At 55.2% G+C, this 23,867-nt stretch carries 25 protein-coding genes; 20 read left to right on the top strand and 5 right to left on the bottom strand.

Features of this window, described 5'->3' with window-relative positions; genetic code table 11:
- Positions 1-78 precede the first annotated feature (78 nt).
- Positions 79-435 carry a DUF2500 domain-containing protein gene (locus LBW88_RS12120; RefSeq protein ID WP_200573538.1) on the top strand — a complete coding sequence of 119 codons (357 nt, stop codon included), beginning with the start codon at positions 79-81 and terminating at the stop codon, positions 433-435.
- Between the two features lie 27 nt (positions 436-462).
- On the opposite strand, the gene LBW88_RS12115 is transcribed toward LBW88_RS12120, so the two are convergent.
- Together LBW88_RS12115 and rsmD are read right to left on the bottom strand one after the other, a co-directional pair.
- The gene (locus tag LBW88_RS12115; protein ID WP_176970034.1) at positions 463-732 is read right to left on the bottom strand and encodes a DUF1145 family protein; all 270 of its coding nucleotides are present in this window, start codon (positions 730-732) and stop codon (positions 463-465) included.
- Positions 722-1,321: a 16S rRNA (guanine(966)-N(2))-methyltransferase gene (rsmD, locus tag LBW88_RS12110; RefSeq protein ID WP_224932093.1), complete on the bottom strand. Its 600-nt coding sequence runs from the start codon at positions 1,319-1,321 to the stop codon at positions 722-724. Before rsmD ends, LBW88_RS12115 begins: the two co-directional genes overlap by 11 nt.
- A gap of 230 nt (positions 1,322-1,551) precedes the next feature.
- On the opposite strand from rsmD, the gene ftsY reads away from it, so the two are divergent.
- The 4 genes from ftsY (at position 1,552) to rpoH (ending at position 5,843) form a co-directional block, all read left to right on the top strand.
- A complete protein-coding gene (ftsY, locus tag LBW88_RS12105; RefSeq protein ID WP_224932095.1) occupies positions 1,552-3,096 on the top strand; it encodes a signal recognition particle-docking protein FtsY in 1,545 nt (514 codons plus the stop codon).
- Positions 3,097-3,101: 5 nt separating this feature from the next.
- Positions 3,102-3,770 carry a cell division ATP-binding protein FtsE gene (ftsE, locus tag LBW88_RS12100; protein ID WP_224932097.1) on the top strand — a complete coding sequence of 223 codons (669 nt, stop codon included), beginning with the start codon at positions 3,102-3,104 and terminating at the stop codon, positions 3,768-3,770.
- Complete coding sequence (ftsX, locus tag LBW88_RS12095; protein WP_224932099.1) at positions 3,760-4,746, top strand: permease-like cell division protein FtsX; 987 nt, start codon at positions 3,760-3,762, stop codon at positions 4,744-4,746. The genes ftsE and ftsX overlap by 11 nt, the downstream gene beginning before the upstream one ends.
- A 239-nt stretch (positions 4,747-4,985) precedes the next feature.
- Positions 4,986-5,843 (top strand): RNA polymerase sigma factor RpoH, encoded by an 858-nt coding sequence (gene rpoH / locus LBW88_RS12090; RefSeq protein ID WP_224932101.1) that lies wholly within the window; start codon positions 4,986-4,988, stop codon positions 5,841-5,843.
- A gap of 43 nt (positions 5,844-5,886) precedes the next feature.
- Here the strand turns inward: rpoH and panM are convergent, their stop codons facing one another.
- The gene (panM, locus tag LBW88_RS12085; RefSeq protein WP_224932102.1) at positions 5,887-6,273 is read right to left on the bottom strand and encodes an aspartate 1-decarboxylase autocleavage activator PanM; all 387 of its coding nucleotides are present in this window, start codon (positions 6,271-6,273) and stop codon (positions 5,887-5,889) included.
- 404 nt (positions 6,274-6,677) lie between these two features.
- Here panM and LBW88_RS12080 point away from each other — a divergent pair, with 404 nt between their 5' ends.
- The 10 genes from LBW88_RS12080 to ugpQ all read left to right on the top strand — a co-directional run bounded on the left by LBW88_RS12080 (position 6,678) and on the right by ugpQ (position 16,757).
- Positions 6,678-7,805 carry a branched-chain amino acid ABC transporter substrate-binding protein gene (locus tag LBW88_RS12080; RefSeq protein WP_224932103.1) on the top strand — a complete coding sequence of 376 codons (1,128 nt, stop codon included), beginning with the start codon at positions 6,678-6,680 and terminating at the stop codon, positions 7,803-7,805.
- A 154-nt stretch (positions 7,806-7,959) separates the two neighbouring features.
- Entirely contained in the window at positions 7,960-8,886 is a 927-nt protein-coding gene (livH, locus tag LBW88_RS12075) for a high-affinity branched-chain amino acid ABC transporter permease LivH (protein ID WP_034827036.1), read from the top strand.
- Positions 8,883-10,154 carry a high-affinity branched-chain amino acid ABC transporter permease LivM gene (locus LBW88_RS12070; protein ID WP_224932104.1) on the top strand — a complete coding sequence of 424 codons (1,272 nt, stop codon included), beginning with the start codon at positions 8,883-8,885 and terminating at the stop codon, positions 10,152-10,154. The genes livH and LBW88_RS12070 overlap by 4 nt, the downstream gene beginning before the upstream one ends.
- On the top strand, positions 10,151-10,918 hold the full coding sequence (livG, locus tag LBW88_RS12065) for a high-affinity branched-chain amino acid ABC transporter ATP-binding protein LivG (protein WP_038643684.1): 768 nt from the start codon (positions 10,151-10,153) through the stop codon (positions 10,916-10,918). Before LBW88_RS12070 ends, livG begins: the two co-directional genes overlap by 4 nt.
- A gap of 1 nt (position 10,919) precedes the next feature.
- The gene (gene livF, locus LBW88_RS12060) at positions 10,920-11,633 is read left to right on the top strand and encodes a high-affinity branched-chain amino acid ABC transporter ATP-binding protein LivF (RefSeq protein WP_224932105.1); all 714 of its coding nucleotides are present in this window, start codon (positions 10,920-10,922) and stop codon (positions 11,631-11,633) included.
- Between the two features lie 202 nt (positions 11,634-11,835).
- On the top strand, positions 11,836-13,152 hold the full coding sequence (gene ugpB, locus LBW88_RS12055) for a sn-glycerol-3-phosphate ABC transporter substrate-binding protein UgpB (protein ID WP_224932106.1): 1,317 nt from the start codon (positions 11,836-11,838) through the stop codon (positions 13,150-13,152).
- 61 nt (positions 13,153-13,213) lie between these two features.
- A complete protein-coding gene (gene ugpA / locus LBW88_RS12050; protein WP_224932107.1) occupies positions 13,214-14,101 on the top strand; it encodes a sn-glycerol-3-phosphate ABC transporter permease UgpA in 888 nt (295 codons plus the stop codon).
- Positions 14,098-14,943, top strand: a complete 846-nt coding sequence (gene ugpE / locus LBW88_RS12045) for a sn-glycerol-3-phosphate ABC transporter permease UgpE (RefSeq protein WP_224932108.1) — start codon at positions 14,098-14,100, stop codon at positions 14,941-14,943. The genes ugpA and ugpE overlap by 4 nt, the downstream gene beginning before the upstream one ends.
- A complete protein-coding gene (locus LBW88_RS12040; protein WP_224932110.1) occupies positions 14,944-16,017 on the top strand; it encodes a sn-glycerol-3-phosphate import ATP-binding protein UgpC in 1,074 nt (357 codons plus the stop codon).
- Positions 16,014-16,757 (top strand): glycerophosphodiester phosphodiesterase, encoded by a 744-nt coding sequence (ugpQ, locus tag LBW88_RS12035; protein WP_224932112.1) that lies wholly within the window; start codon positions 16,014-16,016, stop codon positions 16,755-16,757. The genes LBW88_RS12040 and ugpQ overlap by 4 nt, the downstream gene beginning before the upstream one ends.
- On the opposite strand, the gene LBW88_RS12030 is transcribed toward ugpQ, so the two are convergent.
- Entirely contained in the window at positions 16,754-17,044 is a 291-nt protein-coding gene (locus LBW88_RS12030; RefSeq protein ID WP_224932114.1) for a DUF2756 domain-containing protein, read from the bottom strand. The genes ugpQ and LBW88_RS12030 overlap by 4 nt on opposite strands.
- Before the next feature lie 202 nt (positions 17,045-17,246).
- Here LBW88_RS12030 and ggt point away from each other — a divergent pair, with 202 nt between their 5' ends.
- Positions 17,247-18,998: a gamma-glutamyltransferase gene (gene ggt / locus LBW88_RS12025; protein ID WP_224932116.1), complete on the top strand. Its 1,752-nt coding sequence runs from the start codon at positions 17,247-17,249 to the stop codon at positions 18,996-18,998.
- A gap of 98 nt (positions 18,999-19,096) precedes the next feature.
- Here ggt and LBW88_RS12020 read toward each other — a convergent pair whose 3' ends face one another.
- On the bottom strand, positions 19,097-19,588 hold the full coding sequence (locus tag LBW88_RS12020) for a GNAT family N-acetyltransferase (RefSeq protein ID WP_224932118.1): 492 nt from the start codon (positions 19,586-19,588) through the stop codon (positions 19,097-19,099).
- 365 nt (positions 19,589-19,953) lie between these two features.
- Between LBW88_RS12020 and LBW88_RS12015 the strand changes: the two genes are divergently transcribed.
- From LBW88_RS12015 to gntU, 4 genes are all read left to right on the top strand, one after another.
- Complete coding sequence (locus tag LBW88_RS12015; RefSeq protein ID WP_224932120.1) at positions 19,954-20,649, top strand: pirin family protein; 696 nt, start codon at positions 19,954-19,956, stop codon at positions 20,647-20,649.
- Positions 20,650-20,828: 179 nt separating this feature from the next.
- Positions 20,829-21,824, top strand: a complete 996-nt coding sequence (gntR, locus tag LBW88_RS12010) for a gluconate operon transcriptional repressor GntR (protein WP_224932122.1) — start codon at positions 20,829-20,831, stop codon at positions 21,822-21,824.
- Positions 21,825-21,964: 140 nt separating this feature from the next.
- The gene (gene gntK, locus LBW88_RS12005; protein WP_224932124.1) at positions 21,965-22,501 is read left to right on the top strand and encodes a gluconokinase; all 537 of its coding nucleotides are present in this window, start codon (positions 21,965-21,967) and stop codon (positions 22,499-22,501) included.
- A gap of 2 nt (positions 22,502-22,503) precedes the next feature.
- Positions 22,504-23,844 (top strand): gluconate transporter, encoded by a 1,341-nt coding sequence (gene gntU / locus LBW88_RS12000; protein ID WP_224932126.1) that lies wholly within the window; start codon positions 22,504-22,506, stop codon positions 23,842-23,844.
- Positions 23,845-23,867: the final 23 nt, after the last annotated feature.

The raw sequence follows: 23,867 nt of genomic DNA, 5'->3' as shown, positions 1-23,867 counted from the left end.
TGACAATCGGTCAACTCTGGTTGTATGCTTTGTCGTCTTTTTACTGTTCCGACACTAACGCAAAGCGCGAGAGAAATCATGAGCAAACCACCGCTAATCTTTTTTATCGTTCTGGCGATTATTGCCGTTTTGGCGACCCGTCAGTTTATCAAGCAACGCCGTGAAACCGCGGTAAATGATGCTTCACCGGTTCGCTCACTGAGCGTTGAAGTGAAAACCAAACGTGAGTTCCCCTCGCCTAATCGTCGTTCGCGGCAGCGTGAAGAGATTGTGGCGGAAGATATGAAGTATGAAGCCTGGTTCCACCCGCTCAATGGGGCGAGTGACATCAAAGTGGTGGTGAGCGCCAATGACTATCATCACATTGATAAGGGCGCGAAAGGGGAGTTGAAAATGCAGGGCAGTCGCTTTGTTAGTTTTACCCCCGCGCAATAACAAGGGCCGCTGTAGCGGCCCTGAACGTTACATCTTCGGATAATGCTTCTTTTGCCACGCCAGCAGTTCGAACACACCAAAAAAGAAAATTTTCGCTTGAGTGACACCACTGAGTTTTGGCGCATCCTTCGGCTGCGTGGCGCGCAGTAGCACCAGCTGCAAGCCATGCATGATCACCATGAAGAACAGTGCCACATGCACGAAGTAGCGCAGCGGTGTCGGGAAAGGGTGCACCAGATTCAGCAGCAGAAATGCCCAGACGCAAATCATCAATAGTCGTCCCAGATTAAGCCACATCGTGCGTCTCCTGTTGGCGTTGGTAGAGGCGATAAGCCACCTGTCCGGCAATTTTCTCGCGGTATAAATCCCAGTTAGCGGGCGCGACCGGCGAACCGTGCTCCACTTCGCTTTCGACGTAAATCAGTGCGTTCTCCGCCAGCCAGCCGTTATTTTCCAGCAGCGTCAGGGTTTCTAAAAGCAACCCTTTACGGAATGGCGGGTCAACAAACACCACATCAAACGGCTCACCCGGTTGGCTCAGCCACTGCAAGGTATTGGTCTGCACGACTTTGCCCTGTGTCGCACGCAGCGTTTGCAGATTCTGCGACAGCTGCTGGGCGACGGAACGTTCCATCTCAAGCAGCGTAGCAGATGCCGCATAGCGTGACAGTGCCTCTAACCCGAGTGCACCGCTGCCGGCGAAGCAATCGAGGCAGCGCGCTTCCTGAATGTCCGGCGCTAACCAGTTGAACAGGGTCTCACGCACACGATCGGTGGTAGGGCGCAGACCCGCGCTATCTGGCACCGGTAATTTGCGGCCACGCCACTGTCCGCCAATGATACGAATTTGGCCAGCAGCGCCGCTGCTGCGGGGGGATTTACTCATTTCGCTCACAACTCGTCATAATTTGTTGCGTAGTTTAACGGGCGTAGCAGGCAGAAGAAACGTAAAAAAGGGTGCTGTGGTGCGCTGGCTGGAAAGTGTTAGACTACTGAGTTGATATGGTGCGCGTAATTGCCTGATTTTTACGCCGCTCGCGAACAAAAAATTGAATTTTTTATCCCCTGGGAACAGCGTGCTACCGGGAATAAGCCATCGAGGAGTGTGGTTACACAATGGCAAAAGAGAAAAAACGTGGCTTTTTTTCCTGGCTAGGCTTTGGCAAAGAAGAAGAGAAGCAGCAGCCTGCGGAAGAGCAGCAACCGGCCGAAGCGCCGCAACAGCCGATCGCTGAAGAGAGCGCGTTAGCAAGCGCCGAAGCGCAGGCAGAAGAGACGGTTGCCGTTACTGAGCACGTAGCTGAAGAACAACTGGCACAGCCAGAAGCGGTGGTGGCCGAGCCGATCACCGCGATTGAAGAGGAAGTGCTGCCGGAAGAGGAAATCCATCCGGAAGTGGCACCTGTCGAAGAAGAGCCGCAGGCAGAAGAACTGATTATTGACGCGCCTGCTGCGCAGCATGAGCCAGAGATCGAAGAAGCGGTCGTCGAGCCAGGGATTGTGCAGCACGAGCCGGAGATCGACGAAGCGGTCGTCGAGCCAGTGATTGTGCCGCATGAGCCGGAGATCGACGAAGCAGCCGTTGAACCGGAAGACGACGCGTTAAGCGACGAGGAACTGGAAGCGCTGGCGTTGGCAGAGACCTGCGCGGAAGACGCTGAAACCGAAGCGCAGGATACCGTCAGCGACTTACCGCTGGCCGCTGCGCCACTGGTGACGCAAGAGCAGGAGCGCCCGACGAAAGAGGGCTTCTTTGCTCGCCTCAAGCGCAGCCTGGTTAAAACGCGTGAAAACCTCGGTTCTGGCTTTGTCAGCCTGTTCCGTGGCAAAAAAATTGATGATGACCTGTTTGAAGAGCTGGAAGAGCAGCTGCTGATTGCCGATGTCGGAGTGGAAACCACCCGCCGCATCATCACCAATCTGACTCAACAGGCCAATCGCAAGCAGTTGCGTGACGCAGAAGCATTGTACGGGCTGCTGAAAACCGAAATGGCCGGCATTCTGGAAAAAGTTGATCGGCCGCTGGATGTAGGCGGCAAAGCGCCGTTTGTTATCCTGATGGTAGGCGTCAACGGTGTCGGTAAAACCACCACTATCGGTAAGCTGGCGCGTCAGTATCAGGCGCAGGGCAAATCAGTGATGCTGGCGGCAGGTGATACTTTCCGCGCAGCAGCAGTTGAACAGCTGCAGGTCTGGGGCGAACGTAACAACATTCCGGTGGTCGCGCAGCACACCGGTGCTGATTCCGCCTCCGTCATTTTTGACGCTATTCAGGCCGCTAAATCTCGCAATGTGGATGTGCTGATTGCGGATACTGCGGGTCGCTTGCAGAACAAAGCGCACCTGATGGAAGAGCTGAAGAAAATCACTCGTGTGATGAAAAAGCTGGATGGCGATGCGCCGCACGAGGTGATGCTGACCCTTGATGCCAGCACCGGGCAGAATGCTGTGAGCCAGGCCAAACTGTTCCATGAAGCAGTGGGCTTGACCGGCATCACCCTGACCAAGTTAGACGGTACCGCCAAAGGTGGCGTGATCTTCTCGGTTGCCGATCAGTTTGGTATTCCGATTCGCTATATCGGTGTCGGGGAAGGCATCGAAGATTTACGGCCATTTAAGGCCGCCGATTTTATTGAGGCACTGTTTGCCCGAGAGGATTAATTGGGATGATTCGCTTTCAAGAGGTCAGTAAAGCTTACCTGGGGGGACGTCAGGCGCTGCAGGGAGTCGATTTCCATCTGCGCCCCGGCGAAATGGCATTCCTGACCGGCCACTCTGGCGCCGGGAAAAGTACCTTGCTGAAGCTGATTTGTGGCATTGAGCGCCCGAGCGCCGGGCAAATCTGGTTTAGCGGCCACGATATTTCGCGTCTGCGTCGCAGTGAAGTGCCTTTCCTGCGACGTCAGATCGGGATGATTTTCCAGGATCACCACTTGCTGATGGATCGCTCGGTCTATGACAACGTGGCGATCCCGCTGATTATTTCCGGCGCCAGCGGTGAAGATATTCGTCGTCGCGTATCGGCAGCGCTGGATAAAGTCGGCCTGCTCGACAAAGCGAAGAGTTACCCGATCCAGCTCTCTGGCGGTGAACAGCAACGTGTCGGCATTGCCCGTGCGGTGGTGAATAAACCTGCGGTGCTGCTGGCGGACGAACCCACCGGTAACCTGGATGACGCGCTGTCGGAAGATATCCTGCGTCTGTTTGAAGAGTTCAACCGCGTGGGTGTGACCGTCTTGATGGCCACGCACGACACCGGTTTGATTGCACGCCGCAATTATCGCTTGATGACGCTGAATCAGGGACGCCTGCACGGAGGCCATGATGGTCAATAAACGCAATAAGCGCCCGGCGGCGCCAAAGGCGACGAAGCAGCCCTCCAAAAGCAAGGCGCTGAAAGGCGGCTGGCAGGAGCAGTGGCGATATGCACTGCGCGGCACGCTGTCGGATATGTGGCGTCAGCCGCTGGCGACGCTGCTGACCGTGATGGTGATTGCCATCTCACTGACGCTGCCCAGCGTCTGCTACATGGTGTGGAAGAACGTCAGCCAGGCTGCCACGCAGTGGTATCCCGCGCCGCAGCTGACGGTGTATCTGGATAAAGCGTTAGATGATACGGCTGCCGAGAATGTGGCGGCTGAACTGAAAAAGTTAGATGGCGTAGATAACGTCAACTATCTGACGCGTGAAGAAGCGCTGAATGAGTTCCGTAACTGGTCTGGTTTCGGTGGCTCGATGGATATGCTGGAACAAAACCCGCTGCCAGCCGTCGCTATCATCACGCCGAAGCTGAATTTCCAGAATTCAGACACCATGGCTAATCTGCGTGATAGCGTGGCGAAAGTGCAGGGCGTGGATGAAGTGCGCATGGATGACAGCTGGTTTGCCCGTTTGGCGGCATTAACCGGGCTAGTGGGGCAAATCGCTTCGATGATTGGCCTGCTGATGGTGGTGGCGGTGTTCCTGGTGATCGGTAACAGCGTGCGCCTGAGCATCTTTGCCCGCCGCGATACCATTAACGTGCAAAAGCTGATTGGTGCCACCGATGGCTTTATCCTGCGCCCATTCCTCTATGGCGGCGCACTGTTAGGTTTCAGTGGTGCAGTGCTTTCACTGCTGCTGTCCGAAGTGCTGGTGCTGCGTCTGCAATCAGTTGTAGCGCAGGTGGCGACGGTGTTTGGCACCACCTTTGTTCTGGAAGGTTTTTCCTGGGATGAAGGGCTGCTGCTACTGTTGATTGCCGCCATTATTGGCTGGATTGCCGCGTGGTTAGCGACTGTACAACATTTACGCCGATTTACGCCGCAGTAACCAACAGCAACGTTTTTTGATATAATCTTCCTCTGCTGCCGACGATCTGGGAGCAGAGGATTTTTCCTATTTCCCCCGCCGTCATCTGTGTGTAAAATATTCACTGCTATAATTGAACTTGTGGATAACTTTGTCGTCAAAGTAGCACAGATTGCTTTTGGTTTTTTCGCGACGTTGACATAATGTAACGTCTGCGCAAAACACCGTGCAGCAAGTCCATTGAATTTGTGAGGGTTTGAATGACCAAAGAAATGCAAACTTTAGCGATTGCGCCTCTGGGTAACCTGGAATCTTACGTCCGGGCTGCTAACAACTGGCCGGTACTGACGGCAGAACAGGAGAAGGCATTAGCGGAGAAACTGCATTACCAGGGCGATCTGGATGCAGCTAAGACGCTGATCCTGTCTCACCTGCGCTTTGTTGTTCATATTGCTCGTAACTACTCCGGTTACGGCCTGCCACAGGCGGACCTGATTCAGGAAGGTAACATTGGCCTGATGAAGGCGGTGCGTCGCTTCAACCCTGAAGTCGGCGTACGTCTGGTGTCATTTGCCGTGCACTGGATCAAAGCAGAAATTCACGAATACGTGCTGCGTAACTGGCGTATCGTGAAGGTCGCGACCACTAAAGCACAGCGTAAGCTGTTCTTTAATCTGCGTAAAAGCAAACAGCGTCTCGGTTGGTTCAATCAGGACGAAGTGGAGATGGTTGCGCGCGAGTTAGGCGTGAGCAGCAAAGACGTACTCGAGATGGAATCTCGTATGGCCGCGCAAGATATGACTTTCGACATGTCTTCGGATGACGAAGCAGGCGAAGGCAAGCCGATGGCACCGGTGCTGTATCTGCAGGATAAAACCTCCGACTTTGCCGATGGCATTGAAGAGGACAACTGGGATGCACACGCTGCCGACAAGCTGAGCGATGCCATGCTGAGCCTTGATGAGCGCAGCCAGCACATTATCCGCGCCCGTTGGCTGGATGATGAGAACAAAACCACGTTGCAGGAGTTGGCCGACAAATATGGCGTCTCTGCAGAGCGTGTGCGTCAGCTGGAAAAGAACGCCATGAAGAAACTGCGTATGGCGATCGAAGCCTGATTCGCATCAGGTAAAAACGGGGCGACTTTCATAGTCGCCCTTTTTATTTTACCCAGCCATCTGCCTGCGCGCGAAAACCACAGGCCTGCATAAACGCCGCGCGGACACTCTGATCGGCTTCGCCGTCATCGGCTATCCACCAATCCGACAGTGCGCTGTTCTGCGCCATGGTCTCTTCCAGTAAATATTGCCCGACGCCGCGCCGCTGCGTCACTTCGCGCACGCTAAGGTGCGAAATCTTCCCCTGCGTGCCACAAATCTCCAGCTGTAACCCACCCAACAGACGATCGTTAAACCTTGCCGCATAAAAGCGCTGCGTCTCGCTTAATGCGGTTTCCAGTTGCGAAATATCGATCTGCGGCCAGACTTTAGCTAAATCCAACTGATCCTGCGGCGTGAGTGCGGTGATTCGCTGAATAGTGAGCTTCATTACCCTTACCTGTACTGCCAGAAAGGCCATAGTGTAGCGAATTTAGACAGTCAGCGTGCTGTCACTTTTTTGCAATGAAAATAGGTCAAATGCCAGCCACTTTGCCAGGATTGTGGAAGAAGGCATCAATGATCGTCGAAAAAGCCAGCATAAAGCCCTGGTAACCTGACTAAATTGCGGCCAGATAAACCAGATGATTCTGCTGTTCCACGCGACTAATACTGAATATGTCAGTTGATTTACAGAAGAAAGTTCCTGTTTAATAACCTGAAAAATAAAGCCTTCTTAACAAAAAATGCCAGAAAAGTGCGCTAACTCATTATTCTAAAATCAGTTTTCCTCTTTGACTGGCTGAAAATAAACCAAACACAACGACACACGACACAACAGATGGGGAAGTTCGCATGAAAATGAGTAAAGGACGCGCATTATTGGCAGGTTGCGTCGCGCTGGCGCTGAGCCACGCGGCACTGGCGAAAGACATCAAAATTGCCATCGTTGGCGCAGCAACCGGCCCGGTTGCGCAATACGGTGATATGCAATTCACCGGTGCAGCGCAGGCGATCAAGGACATCAACGCCAAAGGTGGCGTTAACGGTGACAAACTGGTTGGCGTGGAATATGACGACGCCTGTGACCCGAAACAAGCGGTTGCGGTTGCCAACAAAGTGGTTAACGACGGTATCAAATACGTTATCGGTCACCTGTGCTCCTCTTCTACTCAGCCTGCATCTGACATCTATAACGATGAAGGCATTCTGATGATCACCCCAGCGGCAACCGCACCGGAACTGACGGCACGTGGCTATGCGGACGTGCTGCGTACTACCGGTCTGGATTCCGATCAGGGCCCAACCGCTGCGACTTATATCCTCGACCAGATCAAACCAAAACGTATCGCTGTCGTGCATGACAAACAGCAGTACGGTCAGGGCCTGGCAGAATCGGTGCAGAAAACCCTGAAAGCCAAAGGCGGCAACGTGGTGCTGTTCGAAGGTATCACCGCGGGCGATAAAGATTTCTCAACGCTGATTGCGCGTCTGAAGAAAGAGAACGTCGATTTCGTTTACTACGGCGGTTACTACCCAGAGCTGGGCCAGATTCTGCGTCAGGCTAAATCAGCCGGTCTGAAAGCGGGCTTCATGGGGCCAGAGGGCGTGGGCAACGCTTCACTGTCTAATATCGCCGGTGATGCTTCAGAAGGTCTGTATGTGACTCTGCCGAAGCGTTATGACCAGCTGCCAGAGAACAAGGCGATTGTTGACGCGATCAAAACCAACACTGCCTCAAACCGTAAGGATCCAACCGGCCCGTTCGTGTGGACCACTTATGCTGCGATTCAGTCACTGGTGGCCGGTATCGAGCGTAGCAAGAGCGATGAGCCTGATGCGATTGCTAAAAACCTGAAAGAAGGCGCTGCGGTGCCAACCGTGATGGGCAACCTGAACTGGGATCAGAAAGGCGACCTGAAGGGCTTCGAATTTGGTGTCTTCAAATGGCACAAAGACGGTTCTTCTACCGCTGTTAAGTAATTCCCGAGCTCAAATAGATTGGCCCTCTCTCTTGCCGGAGAGGGCTGGGAGAGGGACAGCGCGCACGACTCTCATGACGCGCGCTTCTGTTCCCTCACCCTAACCCTCTGCCAAAAGGGAGAGGGGATTTTTAGTCCACATGCAGGTCCTCACTATGTCCGAGCAGTTTCTCTATTTCATTCAGCAGATGTTCAACGGGGTCACCCTCGGAAGCACCTACGCGCTGATCGCCATCGGTTACACCATGGTTTACGGCATTATCGGCATGATCAACTTCGCCCACGGCGAGGTGTATATGATCGGCAGCTATGTCTCCTTTATTGTGATTGCCGCCCTGATGATGATGGGCATCGATACCACGTGGCTGATGATTGCCGCCGGTTTCGTGATGGCGGTGATCATCTCCAGCGCCTACGGCTGGAGCATCGAGCGCGTGGCGTATAAACCCGTGCGCTCCTCTAAGCGTTTGATCGCGCTGATCTCGGCGATCGGGATGTCGATCTTCCTGCAGAACTACGTCAGCCTGACGCAAGGTTCGCGCGATCTGGCGTTGCCAAGCTTGATCACCGGCCAGTGGACGCTGGGCGAGAGCAACGGTTTTGCCGCCACGCTCTCCACCATGCAACTGGTGATTTGGGTAGTGACCTTCCTGTCAATGCTGGCCCTGACGCTGTTCATCCGTTATTCACGTATGGGCCGCGCCTGTCGCGCCTGTGCTGAAGACCTGAAAATGGCCAGCCTGCTGGGTATCAACACCGACCGCGTGATCTCACTGACCTTTATTATCGGTGCCGCGATGGCCGCAGTGGCTGGCGTGCTGCTGGGCCAGTTCTACGGCTCGATTAACCCGTTCATCGGCTTTATGGCCGGGATGAAGGCGTTTACCGCTGCGGTATTGGGCGGCATCGGCAGTATTCCGGGCGCGATGATTGGTGGTCTGGTGCTGGGTATCGCGGAAGCGCTGACCTCGGCTTATCTGTCGACGGAATATAAAGATGTGGTGTCATTCGCGCTGCTAATTGTGGTGCTGCTGGTGATGCCGACCGGGATTCTGGGCCGTCCGGAGGTAGAGAAAGTATGAAACGCCTCGGTCTGGTCAACGCCGTTATCTCTACGGTGATGTTATTGATCCTTGCCACCTTCTTTATGGGCGTCCGTCTCGATCTGGATGGCACCAAACTGGTGGTGGCTAACGCTGGTGCCGCACGCTGGAACTGGATTTTCATCGGCTGTGCGGTGGTGTTTGTCTTCCAGCTGCTGCGTCCGCTGTTCCATGGCAAGTTTAAGCGCAGCGGTAAAAGCTTCGTGCTGCCGGGCTTCGATGGCTCTACGCCGAAACAAAAGTTGGTGATGGCGCTGCTGATCGTTGCTGCGGTGCTGTGGCCGTTTCTGGTGTCACGCGGCAGCGTAGATATCGCGACGTTAACACTGATCTACGTGATGCTGGGTCTTGGCCTCAACGTGGTGGTGGGCCTCTCTGGTTTGCTGGTGCTGGGCTATGGTGGTTTCTATGCCATCGGCGCATACACCTTTGCGCTGCTCAATCACTATTACGGCTTTGGTTTCTGGGAAAGTCTGCCACTGGCGGGGATTGTTGCGGGTGCGTTTGGCTTGATGCTGGGCTTCCCGGTGCTGCGTCTGCGCGGTGACTATCTGGCGATTGTGACACTCGGTTTCGGTGAGATCGTGCGTATTCTGCTGCTCAACAGCACCTCGATCACCGGCGGTCCGAACGGTATCGCGCAAATTCCTAAACCGAGCCTGTTTGGCATTGAGTTTGGGCGTCGCGTCAGTGAAGGCGGCTGGACCACCTTCCACGAGCTGACGGGCCTGCAATACGATCCCAACCACCGCGTGATCTTCCTCTATCTGGTGGCGCTGCTGCTGGTGGTGCTGACGCTGTTCGTGATCAACCGTTTGCTGCGTATGCCCTTGGGTCGTGCGTGGGAAGCGCTGCGTGAAGATGAGATCGCCTGTCGCTCGCTGGGCCTCAGCCCAACGCGTATCAAGCTGACCGCTTTCACCATCAGTGCCGTGTTCGCCGGTTTTGCCGGCACGCTATTTGCCGCACGTCAGGGCTTTGTCAGCCCGGAATCCTTCACCTTCGTCGAATCAGCCTTTGTGCTGGCGATTGTGGTACTGGGGGGCATGGGTTCGCAGTTTGCGGTGATCCTCGCGGCGGTACTGCTGGTGGTGTCACGCGAATTGATGCGTGATTTGAACGAGTACAGCATGCTGGTGCTGGGTGGTTTGATGGTGCTGATGATGATTTGGCGTCCACAAGGGCTGCTGCCGATGAAGCGTCCTCACCTGAAGTTGAAAAGCAGTAAACAAGGAGAGCAGGCATGAGTCAGCCTTTGTTAGCCGTTGAAGGCTTGATGATGCGCTTCGGCGGTCTGTTGGCCGTCAACAACGTGGCGCTGGAACTGCATCCCCAGGAAATCGTGTCACTGATCGGGCCGAACGGCGCCGGTAAAACCACGGTGTTCAACTGCCTGACCGGCTTCTATAAGCCGACCGGCGGGACTATTAAGCTGCGCGACCAGGAGTTGCAGGGCCAGCCGGGCCAGAAGATTGCGCGCATGGGCATCGTGCGTACTTTCCAGCACGTGCGTCTGTTCCGTGAGATGACGGTGATTGAAAACCTGCTGGTGGCGCAACATCAGCATCTGAAAAGCGGCGTGTTCTCCGGCCTGTTCAAAACCCCGGCGTTCCGTCGTGGTGAGAGTGAAGCGCTCGATCGTGCGGCCACCTGGCTGGAGCGTATCGGTTTGCTGGAGCTGGCCAATCGCCAGGCGGGTAACCTCGCTTACGGCCAGCAGCGTCGTCTGGAAATTGCGCGCTGCATGGTGACGCGTCCGGAAATCCTGATGCTGGATGAACCTGCAGCCGGACTTAACCCGCGTGAAACCCACGAACTGGATGAGCTGATTGCTGAACTGCGTGGCGAGCACAAGGTCTCCGTGCTGTTGATTGAACATGATATGAAGCTGGTGATGGGTATTTCTGACCGCATCTATGTGGTGAATCAGGGAACGCCGCTGGCCAACGGGACACCGGAAGAGGTGCGTAACAATCCGGATGTGATCCGTGCTTATTTAGGTGAGGCGTAATATGGCAAACCCGATTTTAACTTTACAGGGTATCAATGCCCATTACGGCCCGATCCAGGCACTGCATAACATCAACCTGCACATCAGTCAGGGTGAAATTGTCACCCTGATTGGTGCTAACGGCGCGGGCAAAACCACGCTGTTGGGTACGCTGTGCGGTGAACCTCGCGCCACCAGTGGCACTATCGTGTTCGACGGTAAAGAGATCACAGACTGGCAAACGGCAAAAATCATGCGTGAAGCGATTGCGATTGTGCCGGAAGGCCGCCGCGTATTTTCGCGCATGACGGTGGAAGAGAACCTGGCGATGGGCGGCTTCTTCGCTACCCGTCAGGAGTATCAGCAGCGCATTGAGCGCGTTTACCAGCTGTTCCCTCGGTTGGCAGAGCGTAAAGTGCAGCGTGCGGGCACCATGTCCGGTGGTGAGCAACAGATGCTGGCGATTGGTCGTGCGCTGATGAGTCAGCCACGCTTGCTGTTGCTGGATGAGCCTTCACTGGGTCTGGCGCCGATTATTATTCAGCAGATTTTCGATACGATTGAACAGCTGCGCAAAGAGGGCATGACCATCTTCCTCGTTGAGCAAAACGCCAACCAGGCGTTGAAGCTGGCCGATCGTGGCTACGTGCTGGAGAACGGTCATGTGGTGCTGGAAGACAGTGGTGAAGCGTTACTGTCCAACGAAGCGGTACGCAGTGCTTACCTCGGCGCCTGACCTGGCTTACTTACCGCCAACGGTCTGAACAGTGGCACGAGTTTGCGATAACTCGTGCCACTTTAAACTTTCTAATACGCGCAATCCCTGTCACATCTCCGTCATAAACCTGTTATTAATCCGTCATTTCCCCGTGTCATGTTACTTCGCGAACAAAAAAATGCGTGATATCGCGCGTACCTAACAGCACAGGAAAAAACTTATGTCCGCTTTTACGCTTCGTCCCCGCCTGATGAGTGTGTTGCTCGGTCTGGCGCTCAGCGGTAACGCGCTGGCAGCAACTGACATCCCTTTCTGGCACTCAATGGAAGGCGAGTTAGGCAAAGAAGTCGATTCTCTGGCACAACGTTTTAACCAGGCTCACCCAGAATACAAAATCGTACCGACTTACAAAGGTAACTACGAGCAGAGCCTGGCAGCGGGTATCGCTGCTGTGCGTACCGGTAAAGCGCCGGCTATTCTCCAGGTTTACGAAGTGGGTACGGCGACCATGATGGCCTCGAAAGCTATCGTGCCAGTGCATGACGTGTTCAAAGACGCGGGCGTGCAGATGGATCCAAAACAGTTCGTGCCAGCAGTCGCGGGCTATTACAGCGACAGCAACGGCCAGCTGATCTCTCAGCCGTTCAACAGCTCAACGCCTGTGTTGTACTACAACAAAGATGCTTTCAAAAAAGCCGGCCTGAACCCAGATCAGCCGCCAAAAACCTGGCAGGAACTGGCGAAAGACGCCGACGCACTGCGTAAAGCGGGCATGACCTGTGGTTACGCCAGCGGCTGGCAGGGCTGGATCCAGATCGAGAACTTCAGCGCCTGGCATGCACTGCCGGTTGCCACCAAAAACAACGGCTTCGATGGCACTGACGCGGTACTGGAGTTCAACAAGCCAGTACAGGTGCGCCACATCCAGATGCTGGAAGACATGAACAAGAAGGGTGATTTCACCTACTTCGGTCGTAAAGATGAATCTACCGCTAAGTTCTATAACGGCGACTGCGGCATCACCACGGCCTCTTCTGGTTCTCTGGCAGATATCAAGCATTACGCCAAGTTCAACTTCGGCGTTGGCATGATGCCTTACGACTCAACTGTGCCTGACGCACCGCAGAACGCCATCATCGGCGGCGCGAGCCTGTGGGTGATGAAAGGCAAAGATGCCGACACCTATAAAGGCGTAGCAGAGTTCATGAAGTTCCTGGCACAGCCAGAAATCGCCGCAGAATGGCACCAGAAGACCGGTTACCTGCCGATCACCACTGCTGCGTATGAGCTGACCAAGAAGCAAGGTTTCTATGACAAGAACCCAGGCGCAGACATCGCCACGCGTCAGATGCTGAACAAAGATCCCCTGCCGTTCACCAAAGGCATGCGTCTGGGCAACATGCCACAGATTCGTACCATCGTGGACGAAGAGCTGGAAGGCGTGTGGACCGGCAAACAGGCCCCACAAGCTGCACTGGATAACGCTGTGAAGCGCGGAAACGAACTGCTGCGTCGTTTTGAACAGCAAGTGAAGTAATTCCGTTGTCTCGGGGCTGGCGCATAGCGTCAGCCCCGATTTCTCTTTTGGCGAGTCTGCTATGTCCTCATCACGCCCCGTATTTCGCTCCCGATTTTTGCCTTATTTGCTGGTTGCACCGCAGCTGGTGATTACCGCCATTTTCTTCTTATGGCCTGCCGGTGAAGCGCTGTGGTACTCACTGCAAAGCATCGATCCCTTTGGTATTTCCAGCACCTTTGTCGGGTTGGAGAACTTTAAACGTCTGTTCAGCGATGAGTATTACCTCGCGTCGTTCTGGACCACCATTGAGTTCAGCGCACTGGTCACCGTGTGTGGCATGACTTTCTCGCTGCTGCTGGCGGCGCTGGTCGATTACGTCATACGGCTGAAAAAACTTTATCAAACCTTGCTGCTGCTGCCTTACGCCGTTGCGCCCGTGGTTGCCGCGGTACTGTGGATGTTCCTGTTCAATCCCGGCCTCGGCCTGTTCAGCCATCTGCTGAACCAGATCGGTTACAACTGGAACTACGCGCAAAACAGCGGTCAGGCGATGTTCCTGATCGTGCTGGCGTCCATCTGGCAGCAGATGAGCTACAACTTCCTGTTCTTCTTCGCCGCGCTGCAGTCGATTCCCAAATCGCTGGTGGAAGCCGCGGCGATTGACGGGGCCGGTCCGGTGCGTCGCTTCTTCAATCTGTCACTGCCGTTAATCACCCCGGTGAGTTTCTTCCTGCTGGTGGTTAACCTGGTGTATGCGTTCTTCGATACCTTCCCGGTGATCGATGCCGCGACCGGCGGGGGTCCGGTGCAGGCGACCACCACGCTGATTTACAAAATTTATCGCGAAGGTTTTACCGGTCTGGATCTTTCGTCTTCTGCCGCGCAGTCGGTGGTGCTGATGCTGCTGGTGATTGGCCTGACGATCCTGCAATTCCGCTTTGTCGAGCGTAAGGTGCAATACCAATGATTGAGAATCGACGCGGGCTGGATATCTTCAGCCATACCTTGCTGGTGCTCGGCGTGCTGACCATTCTGTTCCCGCTGTACGTGGCGATTGTCGCCGCCACGCTGGATAACGAAGCGGTGTATCAGGTGCCGATGACCTTAGTGCCCGGCACGCATCTGTGGGAGAACATTTCGCGCATCTGGACCCAGGGCGTCAACGGCAGCGGTCCGGCCTTTGGCATGATGATGCTCAACAGCCTGATCATGGCGCTGGGCATTACGGTGGGCAAAATCGCGGTGTCGATGCTCTCCGCGTTCGCGCTGGTGTGGTTCCGTTTTCCGCTGCGCTCGCTGTTCTTCTGGCTGATCTTCATCACCCTGATGCTGCCGGTGGAAGTGCGTATCTTCCCCACGGTGGAAGTGATTTCAAACCTGAACATGCTCGACAGCTATAGCGGCTTAACGCTGCCGTTGATGGCCTCGGCCACCGCAACGTTCCTGTTCCGCCAGTTCTTTATGTCACTGCCGGATGAGTTGATTGAAGCGGCGCGTATTGATGGCGCCAGCCCGATGCGTTTCTTCTGGGATATCGTTTTGCCACTGTCCAAAACCAACCTTGCCGCGCTGTTCGTGATCACCTTTATCTACGGCTGGAACCAGTATCTGTGGCCGCTGTTGATCATCAACGATCCGAGCCTCAGCACCGCGGTTGCCGGGGTGAAAAGTATGATCAACACCAGCGGTGGCCCAACGCAGTGGAACGAAGTGATGGCGGCAATGTTATTAACCCTGATCCCACCGGTGGTGGTGGTTCTCGTGATGCAACGTGCCTTTGTGCGTGGCCTGGTGGAGAGTGATAAATAAATGGCAGGCGTAACCCTTCAGACCGTCACCAAATCGTATGACGGCAAAAATCAGATCATCCAGCCGCTGAATATTACCATCAATGATGGTGAGTTTATGGTGATGGTCGGCCCTTCCGGCTGTGGCAAATCGACGTTGCTGCGCATGGTGGCGGGGCTGGAACGTGTGACTTCGGGCGATATCTACATCGACGACAAGCGCGTCACCAATATGGAACCGAAAGATCGCGGCATCGCCATGGTGTTCCAGAACTATGCGCTTTATCCGCATATGACCGTGGGCGAAAACATGGCTTACGGCCTGAAAATTCGCGGCATGGGCAAAGAGCAGATTGAGCAACGCGTGATGGAAGCGGCGCGCAGCCTGGAGCTGGATCATCTGCTGGCTCGCCGTCCACGTGAGCTGTCGGGCGGTCAACGTCAGCGTGTGGCAATGGGCCGTGCGATTGTTCGTGAACCGGCGGTATTCCTGTTTGATGAGCCGCTGTCGAACCTCGATGCACGTCTGCGTGTGCAGATGCGTCTGGAGCTGCAACAGCTGCATCGTCGCCTGAAAACCACCAGCCTGTACGTGACACACGATCAGGTAGAAGCCATGACGCTGGCTCAGCGCGTCATGGTGATGAACAAAGGTGTGGTCGAGCAAGTGGGTACGCCAGTTGAAGTGTATGAGCGTCCGGCGAGCCAGTTTGTGGCATCGTTTATCGGTGCGCCTGCCATGAACCTGCTGCCAGGCCAGATCAACAGCGACGGCACGCGCTTTACGCTCGATGCGCTTAATAGCCTGCCATTGGGTGAAAGCAAAGCGAAGTGGGCGAATCGTCCCCTCACGTTGGGCATCCGTCCTGAACATCTGGTGCTTAGCACGCAGGCGGCGGGCGGTATCCCGCTGGTGGTTGATACGCTGGAGATGCTGGGTGCGGATAACCTCGCGCACGGCCGTATCGGCAATACCCGTCTGGTAGTGCGTTTGCCGCACAGTGAGCGTCCACAATCGGGCAGCACCTTATGGCTGCAACTGCCGCCAGATGCGTTACACTTCTTCGATTCAACCCATGGAAAGCGTCTGGAATGAGTGTAGAAAATTGGCCATACCCACAGATCGTCGCCCATCGTGGCGGCGGTAAACTGGCCCCGGAAAATACCCTGGCGGCGATTGATGTCGGCGCGCAGTACGGCCACACCATGATCGAGTTTGATGCCAAGCTGTCGGACGACAAGCAGGTGTTCCTGCTGCATGACGATACGCTGGACCGCACCAGCAACGGCTGGGGCGTGGCGGGCGAACTTAGCTGGAGTAAGTTATCGCAGCTGGATGCCGGTAGCTGGTACAGCCGCGAGTATGAAGGTGAGCCGCTGGCGTTGCTGCGTGACGTGGCCGATCGCTGTCGCCAGCATCAGATGATGGCGAACATCGAGATCAAACCGACCACTGGCAAAGAGGTGGAAACCGGACGCGATGTCGCTTTAGCCGCACGTGAACTGTGGCAGGGGCAAACCGCACCGCTGTTGTCTTCCTTCTCTTATGAAGCGCTGGAAGCGGCGATGCAGGCGGTGCCAGAGCTGCCGCGAGGGCTGTTGCTGGATACGTGGCACGATGATTGGTTAGCACTCACTTCTGCGCTGGGCTGCGTCTCCATCCATCTTAACCACAAACTGCTGGATGCCGAACGCACCGCGCAGCTAAAAGCCGCCGGATTGCATATTCTGGTGTACACGGTGAATCAGCCCGCGCGGGCGCGCGAGCTGTTGAGTTGGGGCGTCGATGCCATCTGTACTGACCGCATCGATATCATCGGTCCAGACTTCCATTAATTCCCGCTCTGAGAATTACCGTTCTGCTGGCCCGGCTGCGATTGAATCACGCGCTGCTGGGCACTATCCCGCCGCTCCTGCATTTTCCGCTGCAATTCCTGATTCTGCTGTTGCTGATCCTGTTTCAGCTTCAACTGTTGTTGCTGCTGCTGAGTCTGCATTTGCGACTGCATGCGCTGCTGACTTGGGTTATAGCCAGGCTTGTTCGGGTCATTTGTGCTGTTCAGCATATTTGCCATGCTGCTTAATGGCAGCAACGCAGCGATAACGATTAGCCATTTTTTCATGGTCTTCCTCCATTAATGCAGCCTGCTGTGTGCTGTTGCCATCAGTATGGCAACAAGGGCTGCTGTCATAAGTTTATGCGATGTCACAAAGTCCTGAACCAGGAGTGCGCCGAATTTGGCTTACTGCTACGCTTTTTATCGTGTTTGCAAACACTTGCATCAAAAAATAACAAATGTAAATAACCGCAAAGGAAGATCGCAAATGAGACTAAAGGGCAGCGTGCGCCAGGTTGGCTGGGCATTATTGATGAGTTTTACCGTGGTGCAGGGCGCGTTTGCCGCGCCAGCCAGTGCGCCACCGGTGTCATACGGGGTGGACAGCGATACCTTCCATCCGGTGAAGGCACAGCACGGTATGGTGGCGTCAGTGGATGCGATGGCCACTCAGGTCGGCGTCGATATTCTGAAGCAGGGCGGTAACGCCGTGGATGCCGCTGTTGCCGTCGGCTTTGCGCTGGCGGTGACCCATCCGCAGGCCGGTAACCTCGGCGGCGGCGGCTTTATGATGCTGCGCACCGCATCGGGCCGCACTGCGGCGATCGATTTCCGTGAAATGGCACCCGCTCACGCCACGCGCGATATGTTCCTCGATAAACAGGGCAATGCCGATCCTAAGCTGTCGCTCACTTCTCACCTGGCCTCCGGCACGCCGGGCACTGTTGCCGGTTTTGCGTTGGCGGCACAGAAATACGGCACGCTGCCGCTGAGCACTTTGCTGGCGCCGGCCATTAAGCTGGCGCGTGAAGGCATCATTGTTAACGATGCGCTGGCGGACGATCTGGCGACCTACGGCAAAGAGACGCTGATCAATCACGACAACAGCCGGGCGATTTTCTACAAAGCCGACGGCAAGCCGTATCAAAAAGGCGAGCGTCTGGTGCAGAAAAACCTCGCGCACAGCCTGCAGCTGATTGCCCAACAAGGGCCTGATGCGTTCTATAAAGGCAAAATTGCTGATGAGATCGCCGGAGAAATGGCACAGCATGGCGGGTTGATTGGCAAACCGGATTTGGCGGCCTATCGCGCAGTGGAGCGTAAGCCGGTCAGCGGCACCTATCGCGGTTATGAGGTGTTCTCAATGCCACCTCCGTCATCGGGTGGCATTCACATCGTGCAGATCCTGAATATCCTCGAAAACTTCGATCTGGCGAAGTGGGGCTTTGGCAGCGCCGATGCGATGCAGGTGATGGCCGAAGCTGAGAAGTACGCTTATGCCGACCGCTCGGAATACCTTGGCGATCCTGATTTCGTCAAAGTGCCGCAGCAGGCACTGACCAGCAAAGCCTACGCCAAAACCCTGGCGCAGCAGATTGATGTCAATAAAGCGCGTCCATCGAGCGAAATTAAACCGGGCAAGCTTGAGCCGTACGAAAGTAACCAGACCACCCACTTCTCGGTGGTGGACAAAGACGGTAATGCGGTCGCAGTGACCTATACCCTGAATACCTACTTCGGCAGCGGCATCGTCGCCGGCCAGAGCGGCATCCTGATGAATAATGAGATGGATGACTTCTCCGCCAAACCGGGCACGCCGAACGTCTATGGCTTAGTCGGCGGCGAAGCGAATGCGGTGCAGCCGGCGAAGCGCCCGTTGTCATCCATGTCTCCGACCATCATTGCCAAAGACGGTAAAACCTGGCTGGTAACCGGCAGCCCTGGCGGCAGCCGTATTATCACCACCGTGCTGCAAATGGTGGTGAACAGCATTGATTTTGGGATGAACGTAGCCGAAGCTACCAACGCACCGCGCTTCCACCATCAGTGGTTGCCGGATCAGCTGCGCGTGGAGAAAGGCTTTAGCCCGGATACGCTGCGTTTGCTGGAAGCCAAAGGTCAGCATGTGAAAGTGATGCCCGCGATGGGCAGCACCCAGAGCATTATGATTGGGCCGGATGGTATGCGTTACGGTGCTTCCGATCCGCGTTCGGTGGATGATTTAAGTGCCGGGTATTAACCAGCGCGCTTAATGGTCGCCATAAATGGCGACCCTACATTGTTAGGTGTGGTTTTCGTAGGGTGCGCATTTATGCGCACCTGGATTCATCGCGCAAGTTATTTCAAGCGCGCCATGTAGTGCGTATCAATCATCTCGCCGTCGCGCGTCGCAAAACGCTTCGCGGTGCCTTCGATCTCAAAGCCAAACTTCTGATACAAACCAATCGCTTTATGATTATCGGCGAACACGGTTAACTCGATCCGCGTTACCTGCAGCCAGTTGTCACACAGGTCAATCATCGCGGCCATCAGCGCAGAGCCTACGCCGCGACGGTGAAAGGCGGGATCGACACCCATGCCAATCGATGCAGCATGGCGGCGACGTGCCACCGTAATGCCATCCAGCGATAGTTGACCCACAACCTGTTCATCAATGCACGCCACCAAACGGTACTGGCCGGGACGCATCTCTTTAAGACGTTCCTGCCATAGCGCCGGTGATTGGTAGGGCAGATGCAACGTGCCGGCCTGAGTTTCTTGCTGGCTGTAAAGATGGGTTAATGCGGCAGCATCTTCCGGCGTTGCGTGACGAACAGTGACCTGACTCATAAAGCGACTCCTTGTGCAAAGTGAATAAAATCCCCTTTAACATCAAGGAATTCTCGCGAGTCGTCAATTGAAAATAATTCTCAAAAGGGGTTTACAGACGCGAATGATAATGATTATTATTGTCATGCGGACTCGGGAACGTCTCCTGACAGAACGGGTAAGCACGACATTGCTCACATTGCTTCCAGAATTACTTAGCCAGCTCGGGTGCTGGCTTTTTTTTTGCCTGCTACTCACCTTTTTCATCCCCCTTGTTCGAATCCTTCTAAAACGTTCAGCTTTTTTGAACAGAGGCGTGAAGTTTTTCAGCTATCAATCAATCCCCCTCAAGCCCACACTGTAAAAAACATTGAGGAGAATTGAACATGATCTACGTACGCAAAGCAGAAGAACGCGGTCACGCTAACCACGGCTGGCTCGATAGCTGGCACACGTTTTCCTTCGCCGATTATCATGATGCGAACTTTATGGGCTTCTCAGCCCTGCGCGTTATCAATGAAGACGTGATCGATGGCGGCCAGGGTTTTGGTACTCATCCGCATAAAGACATGGAAATTCTGACCTACGTGCTGTCGGGCACCGTGGAGCATCAGGACAGCATGGGCAACAAAGAGCAGATCCCAACGGGTGAATTCCAGATCATGAGCGCCGGTACCGGTGTGCGTCATTCGGAATACAACGCCAGTGATAAAGATCCGCTGCATCTGTATCAGATCTGGATCATTCCAGAGCGCAAAGGCATTGAGCCACGTTATGCCCAGCGCCGCTTTGAAGACGTGAAAGGTCGCCAGTTTGTGCTGTCACCGGATGAGCGTGAGGGATCGCTGAAAGTGTTCCAGGACATGACGCTGTCGCGTTGGGTGTTTGCTGAGGGTGAAACCGATGCCGTCACGATCGAAGCGGATCGTCGTGTGTGGATTCAGGTGGTAAAAGGCCTGGTGAGCGTCAATGGCGAACAGGTCGGCACCAGCGATGCGCTGGCTATCTGGGATGAAAGCGCGTTAACCCTTAAAGCCGACAGCGATGCGGAGATTCTGCTGTTTGACCTGCCGCCGGTTTAACAGAATGTCAATGAAACATGTTCGGTCGCCATGAATGGCGACCCTACATTTTTCGGCGAGTATTCGTAAAGGGCGCATTCATGCGCTCTTGGTTAAAGCGGGAATCTACGGTTTTCCGCAAAACCAGAAAATGACAAAAAATGATAGACTCATCGTATCTCTGACCTCAGGCGCATACGATGAAAAAGAAAAGGCCGGTACTACAGGACGTTGCCGATCGCGTCGGCATCACAAAAATGACCGTCAGCCGCTACCTGCGTAATCCCGATCAGGTCTCGCTGGCGCTACGCGATAAGATCGCCGTGGCGCTGGATGAACTCGGTTATATCCCCAATCGTGCCCCCGATATGCTCTCCAATGCTACCAGTCGCGCTATCGGCGTGCTGTTACCTTCGCTCACCAACCAGGTGTTCGCCGACGTATTGCGCGGCATTGAAACCGTCACCGACGAAGCCGGTTATCAAACGCTGGTGGCGCACTTTGGCTACAACGCGGACAAAGAAGAGTTACAGCTGCGTTCGCTGCTGGGCTGGAACATCGACGGCGTGATCCTCACCGAACGCACCCACACGCCGGGCACGCTGCGCATGCTGGAAGTGGCGGGCATTCCGGTGATTGAGATGATGGATTCGGTCACCCCGTGCCTGGATATGGCGGTGGGCTTCGATAACGTCGAAGCGGCGCGGCAGATGACGCATGCTATCCTGAAAAAAGGCCATCGCCACACCGTTTACCTGGGTGCACGGCTCGATGAACGTACTCTGCAAAAACAGCAGGGCTACGAAAAAGCGATGCGTGAAGCCGGGCTCACTCCGCACAGCGTAATGATGGAAGATGCTTCTTCCTTCAGCGCCGGAGCGCAGCTGCTGCGTGAGGCGCAGAAACGCTATCCCGAAACCGACAGCCTGTTCTGTACCAACGATGACCTCGCAGTCGGCGCGATGTTTGAGTGTCAGCGTCAGGGCTTAAATGTCCCTGCGCAGATGGCGATTGCCGGATTCCACGGTCACGATATTACGCAGGTGGTCACACCTCGCCTGGCCACGGTGCTCACGCCGCGTGAACGCATGGGGCGTGAATCGGCAGCGATGTTGCTGGCGCGTATTGGCGGCGATCGCAGCGTGACCGAGCCGTTGGATGTCGGGTTTGAAATTGCAGAAGGTGGCAGCATCTGACTTTGGCGATTATTTGAGTCAGTTCACACTTTCGTGCTTTTCCGCCTAACAAGGGTTGCCAGTCCCGCAGTGGCCTCCGACAATGATAATCAAATTTGTTATCGGTAACATTGGCAGCCAACCTGCCGGAGCGCAAAACCATGACTACGCCATCTCCATCGCACCACGTGTTTATCCTGATGGGCGTTTCTGGCAGCGGAAAATCTGCTGTCGCCAATCAGGTTTCTCATCAGCTGAACACCGCCTTTCTGGATGGGGATTTCCTCCATCCGCGCAGCAACATCATGAAAATGGCCGACGGTCATCCGCTGGACGATAACGATCGTCAGCCATGGCTGCAGGCTCTTAACGATGCGGCGTTCGCCATGCAGCGCACCCAGGCAGTCTCGATTATCGTCTGCTCGGCGCTGAAAAAGTCTTACCGCGACATCCTGCGTCAGGGCAATCAGAACCTGAAATTCATCTATCTGCAGGGCGATTTCGAAACCATCGAATCCCGTCTGAAAGCGCGTAAAGGTCACTTCTTTAAGCCGCAGATGTTGGTCACACAGTTTGAGACCTTGCAAGAACCTGGGGCAGACGAGCCCGATGTACTGGTGGTTGATATTAATCATTCACTGGATGAAGTCGTTGCGGCCACGGTTGCGACCATTGAGGAAGCAATCAACAAGGGTTAGTGATGAGTACCGCAACGCTGGTGTTAACTGCAGCAGGCTCCGTCCTGCTGCTGCTGTTTTTGGTGATGAAAGCGCGTATGCATGCTTTTGTCGCCCTGATGTTAGTCTCTATTGGTGCCGGTCTGTTCTCCGGTATGCCGCTGGATAAAATTGCTGACACCATGCAAAAAGGCATGGGCGGCACGCTCGGATTTCTCGCCATCGTGGTGGCATTAGGCGCGATGTTCGGCAAAATCCTGCATGAAACCGGTGCGGTCGATCAAATCGCTATCCGCATGTTGAAAGCCTTTGGTGAAAACCGGGCGCACTATGCGATGGGGATTGCCGGACTGATTTGCGCATTGCCGCTGTTCTTCGAAGTCGCCGTAGTATTGCTGATTAGCATCGCCTTTGCCGTGGCGCGTCGTACCAACGGTAATTTAGTAAAATTGGTGATCCCGTTGTTTGCCGGTGTGGCTGCTTCAGCGGCGTTTCTGCTGCCGGGACCGGCGCCGATGCTGCTGGCTTCGCAGATGCACGCGGATTTTGGCTGGATGATTCTGCTCGGTTTGTGCGCAGCGATTCCCGGTATGTTGATCGCCGGTCCGCTTTTCGGCAACTTTATTGCCCGTCACGTTAGCTTCAGTGCACCGCCGGAAGATCATCAGCCGGAAGTGGAAGAGGGCAAGCTGCCGTCGTTTGGCTTCAGCCTGTCGCTGATCCTGTTCCCGCTGCTGCTGGTGGGTCTGAAAACCATCGGGGCACGCTTCACCACGCCGGGCACAGGGTTGTATGAGTGGCTGGAATTTATCGGCCATCCGTTTACCGCGATTCTGCTCGCTTGCCTGGTGGCCATCTATGGACTGGCTTATCGTCAGGGCATGGATAAAGAGAAGGTGATGCAGGTGTGTGGCAGTGCGCTGCAACCGGCAGGCATTATTCTGCTGGTGATCGGTGCAGGCGGCGTGTTCAAGCAGGTGCTGGTGGATTCGGGTGTCGGTCCGGTACTCGGTCATGCACTTACCGGGGCCGGGATGCCAATTGCGCTGGCGTGCTTCATTCTTTCTGGCGCGATCCGCGTGATTCAGGGCTCGGCGACGGTCGCCTGCTTAACCACCGTTGGCCTGGTGATGCCGGTGATTGAACCGCTGCACTACAGCGGCGCGCAGTTGGCGGCCTTGTCGATTTGTATCGGCGGGGGCTCCATCATCATCAGCCACGTGAACGATGCCGGTTTCTGGCTGTTCGGCCGCTTCACCGGTGCGACTGAAGGCGAAACGCTGAAGACCTGGACGCTGATGGAAACCATTCTGGGTACCACCGGTGCCATTGTCGGAATGATCGCGTTTAGTTTGCTGTCGTAACTTTCCAGGTGCGCAGGAATGCG

It is taken from the genome of Pantoea sp. alder81, from assembly GCF_020179835.1.
GTDB lineage: Bacteria > Pseudomonadota > Gammaproteobacteria > Enterobacterales > Enterobacteriaceae > Pantoea.
Note: the sequence above shows the minus strand (reverse complement) of the source record. Positions and strands in the feature narration are given on the sequence as shown.

Coding starts and splice junctions, on each gene's coding strand:
- ggt (WP_224932116.1), top strand. CDS start 17,247: ATGAGACTAAAGGGCAGCGTGCGCCAGGTTGGCTGGGCATTATTGATG.
- LBW88_RS12040 (WP_224932110.1), top strand. CDS start 14,944: ATGGCAGGCGTAACCCTTCAGACCGTCACCAAATCGTATGACGGCAAA.
- ftsE (WP_224932097.1), top strand. CDS start 3,102: ATGATTCGCTTTCAAGAGGTCAGTAAAGCTTACCTGGGGGGACGTCAG.
- ugpB (WP_224932106.1), top strand. CDS start 11,836: ATGTCCGCTTTTACGCTTCGTCCCCGCCTGATGAGTGTGTTGCTCGGT.
- gntU (WP_224932126.1), top strand. CDS start 22,504: ATGAGTACCGCAACGCTGGTGTTAACTGCAGCAGGCTCCGTCCTGCTG.
- livG (WP_038643684.1), top strand. CDS start 10,151: ATGAGTCAGCCTTTGTTAGCCGTTGAAGGCTTGATGATGCGCTTCGGC.
- rpoH (WP_224932101.1), top strand. CDS start 4,986: ATGACCAAAGAAATGCAAACTTTAGCGATTGCGCCTCTGGGTAACCTG.
- ftsX (WP_224932099.1), top strand. CDS start 3,760: ATGGTCAATAAACGCAATAAGCGCCCGGCGGCGCCAAAGGCGACGAAG.
- gntR (WP_224932122.1), top strand. CDS start 20,829: ATGAAAAAGAAAAGGCCGGTACTACAGGACGTTGCCGATCGCGTCGGC.
- LBW88_RS12080 (WP_224932103.1), top strand. CDS start 6,678: ATGAAAATGAGTAAAGGACGCGCATTATTGGCAGGTTGCGTCGCGCTG.
- LBW88_RS12120 (WP_200573538.1), top strand. CDS start 79: ATGAGCAAACCACCGCTAATCTTTTTTATCGTTCTGGCGATTATTGCC.
- panM (WP_224932102.1), bottom strand. CDS start 6,273: ATGAAGCTCACTATTCAGCGAATCACCGCACTCACGCCGCAGGATCAG.
- LBW88_RS12030 (WP_224932114.1), bottom strand. CDS start 17,044: ATGAAAAAATGGCTAATCGTTATCGCTGCGTTGCTGCCATTAAGCAGC.
- gntK (WP_224932124.1), top strand. CDS start 21,965: ATGACTACGCCATCTCCATCGCACCACGTGTTTATCCTGATGGGCGTT.
- LBW88_RS12015 (WP_224932120.1), top strand. CDS start 19,954: ATGATCTACGTACGCAAAGCAGAAGAACGCGGTCACGCTAACCACGGC.
- ugpE (WP_224932108.1), top strand. CDS start 14,098: ATGATTGAGAATCGACGCGGGCTGGATATCTTCAGCCATACCTTGCTG.
- ftsY (WP_224932095.1), top strand. CDS start 1,552: ATGGCAAAAGAGAAAAAACGTGGCTTTTTTTCCTGGCTAGGCTTTGGC.
- LBW88_RS12070 (WP_224932104.1), top strand. CDS start 8,883: ATGAAACGCCTCGGTCTGGTCAACGCCGTTATCTCTACGGTGATGTTA.
- livH (WP_034827036.1), top strand. CDS start 7,960: ATGTCCGAGCAGTTTCTCTATTTCATTCAGCAGATGTTCAACGGGGTC.
- ugpA (WP_224932107.1), top strand. CDS start 13,214: ATGTCCTCATCACGCCCCGTATTTCGCTCCCGATTTTTGCCTTATTTG.
- rsmD (WP_224932093.1), bottom strand. CDS start 1,321: ATGAGTAAATCCCCCCGCAGCAGCGGCGCTGCTGGCCAAATTCGTATC.
- livF (WP_224932105.1), top strand. CDS start 10,920: ATGGCAAACCCGATTTTAACTTTACAGGGTATCAATGCCCATTACGGC.
- ugpQ (WP_224932112.1), top strand. CDS start 16,014: ATGAGTGTAGAAAATTGGCCATACCCACAGATCGTCGCCCATCGTGGC.
- LBW88_RS12020 (WP_224932118.1), bottom strand. CDS start 19,588: ATGAGTCAGGTCACTGTTCGTCACGCAACGCCGGAAGATGCTGCCGCA.
- LBW88_RS12115 (WP_176970034.1), bottom strand. CDS start 732: ATGTGGCTTAATCTGGGACGACTATTGATGATTTGCGTCTGGGCATTT.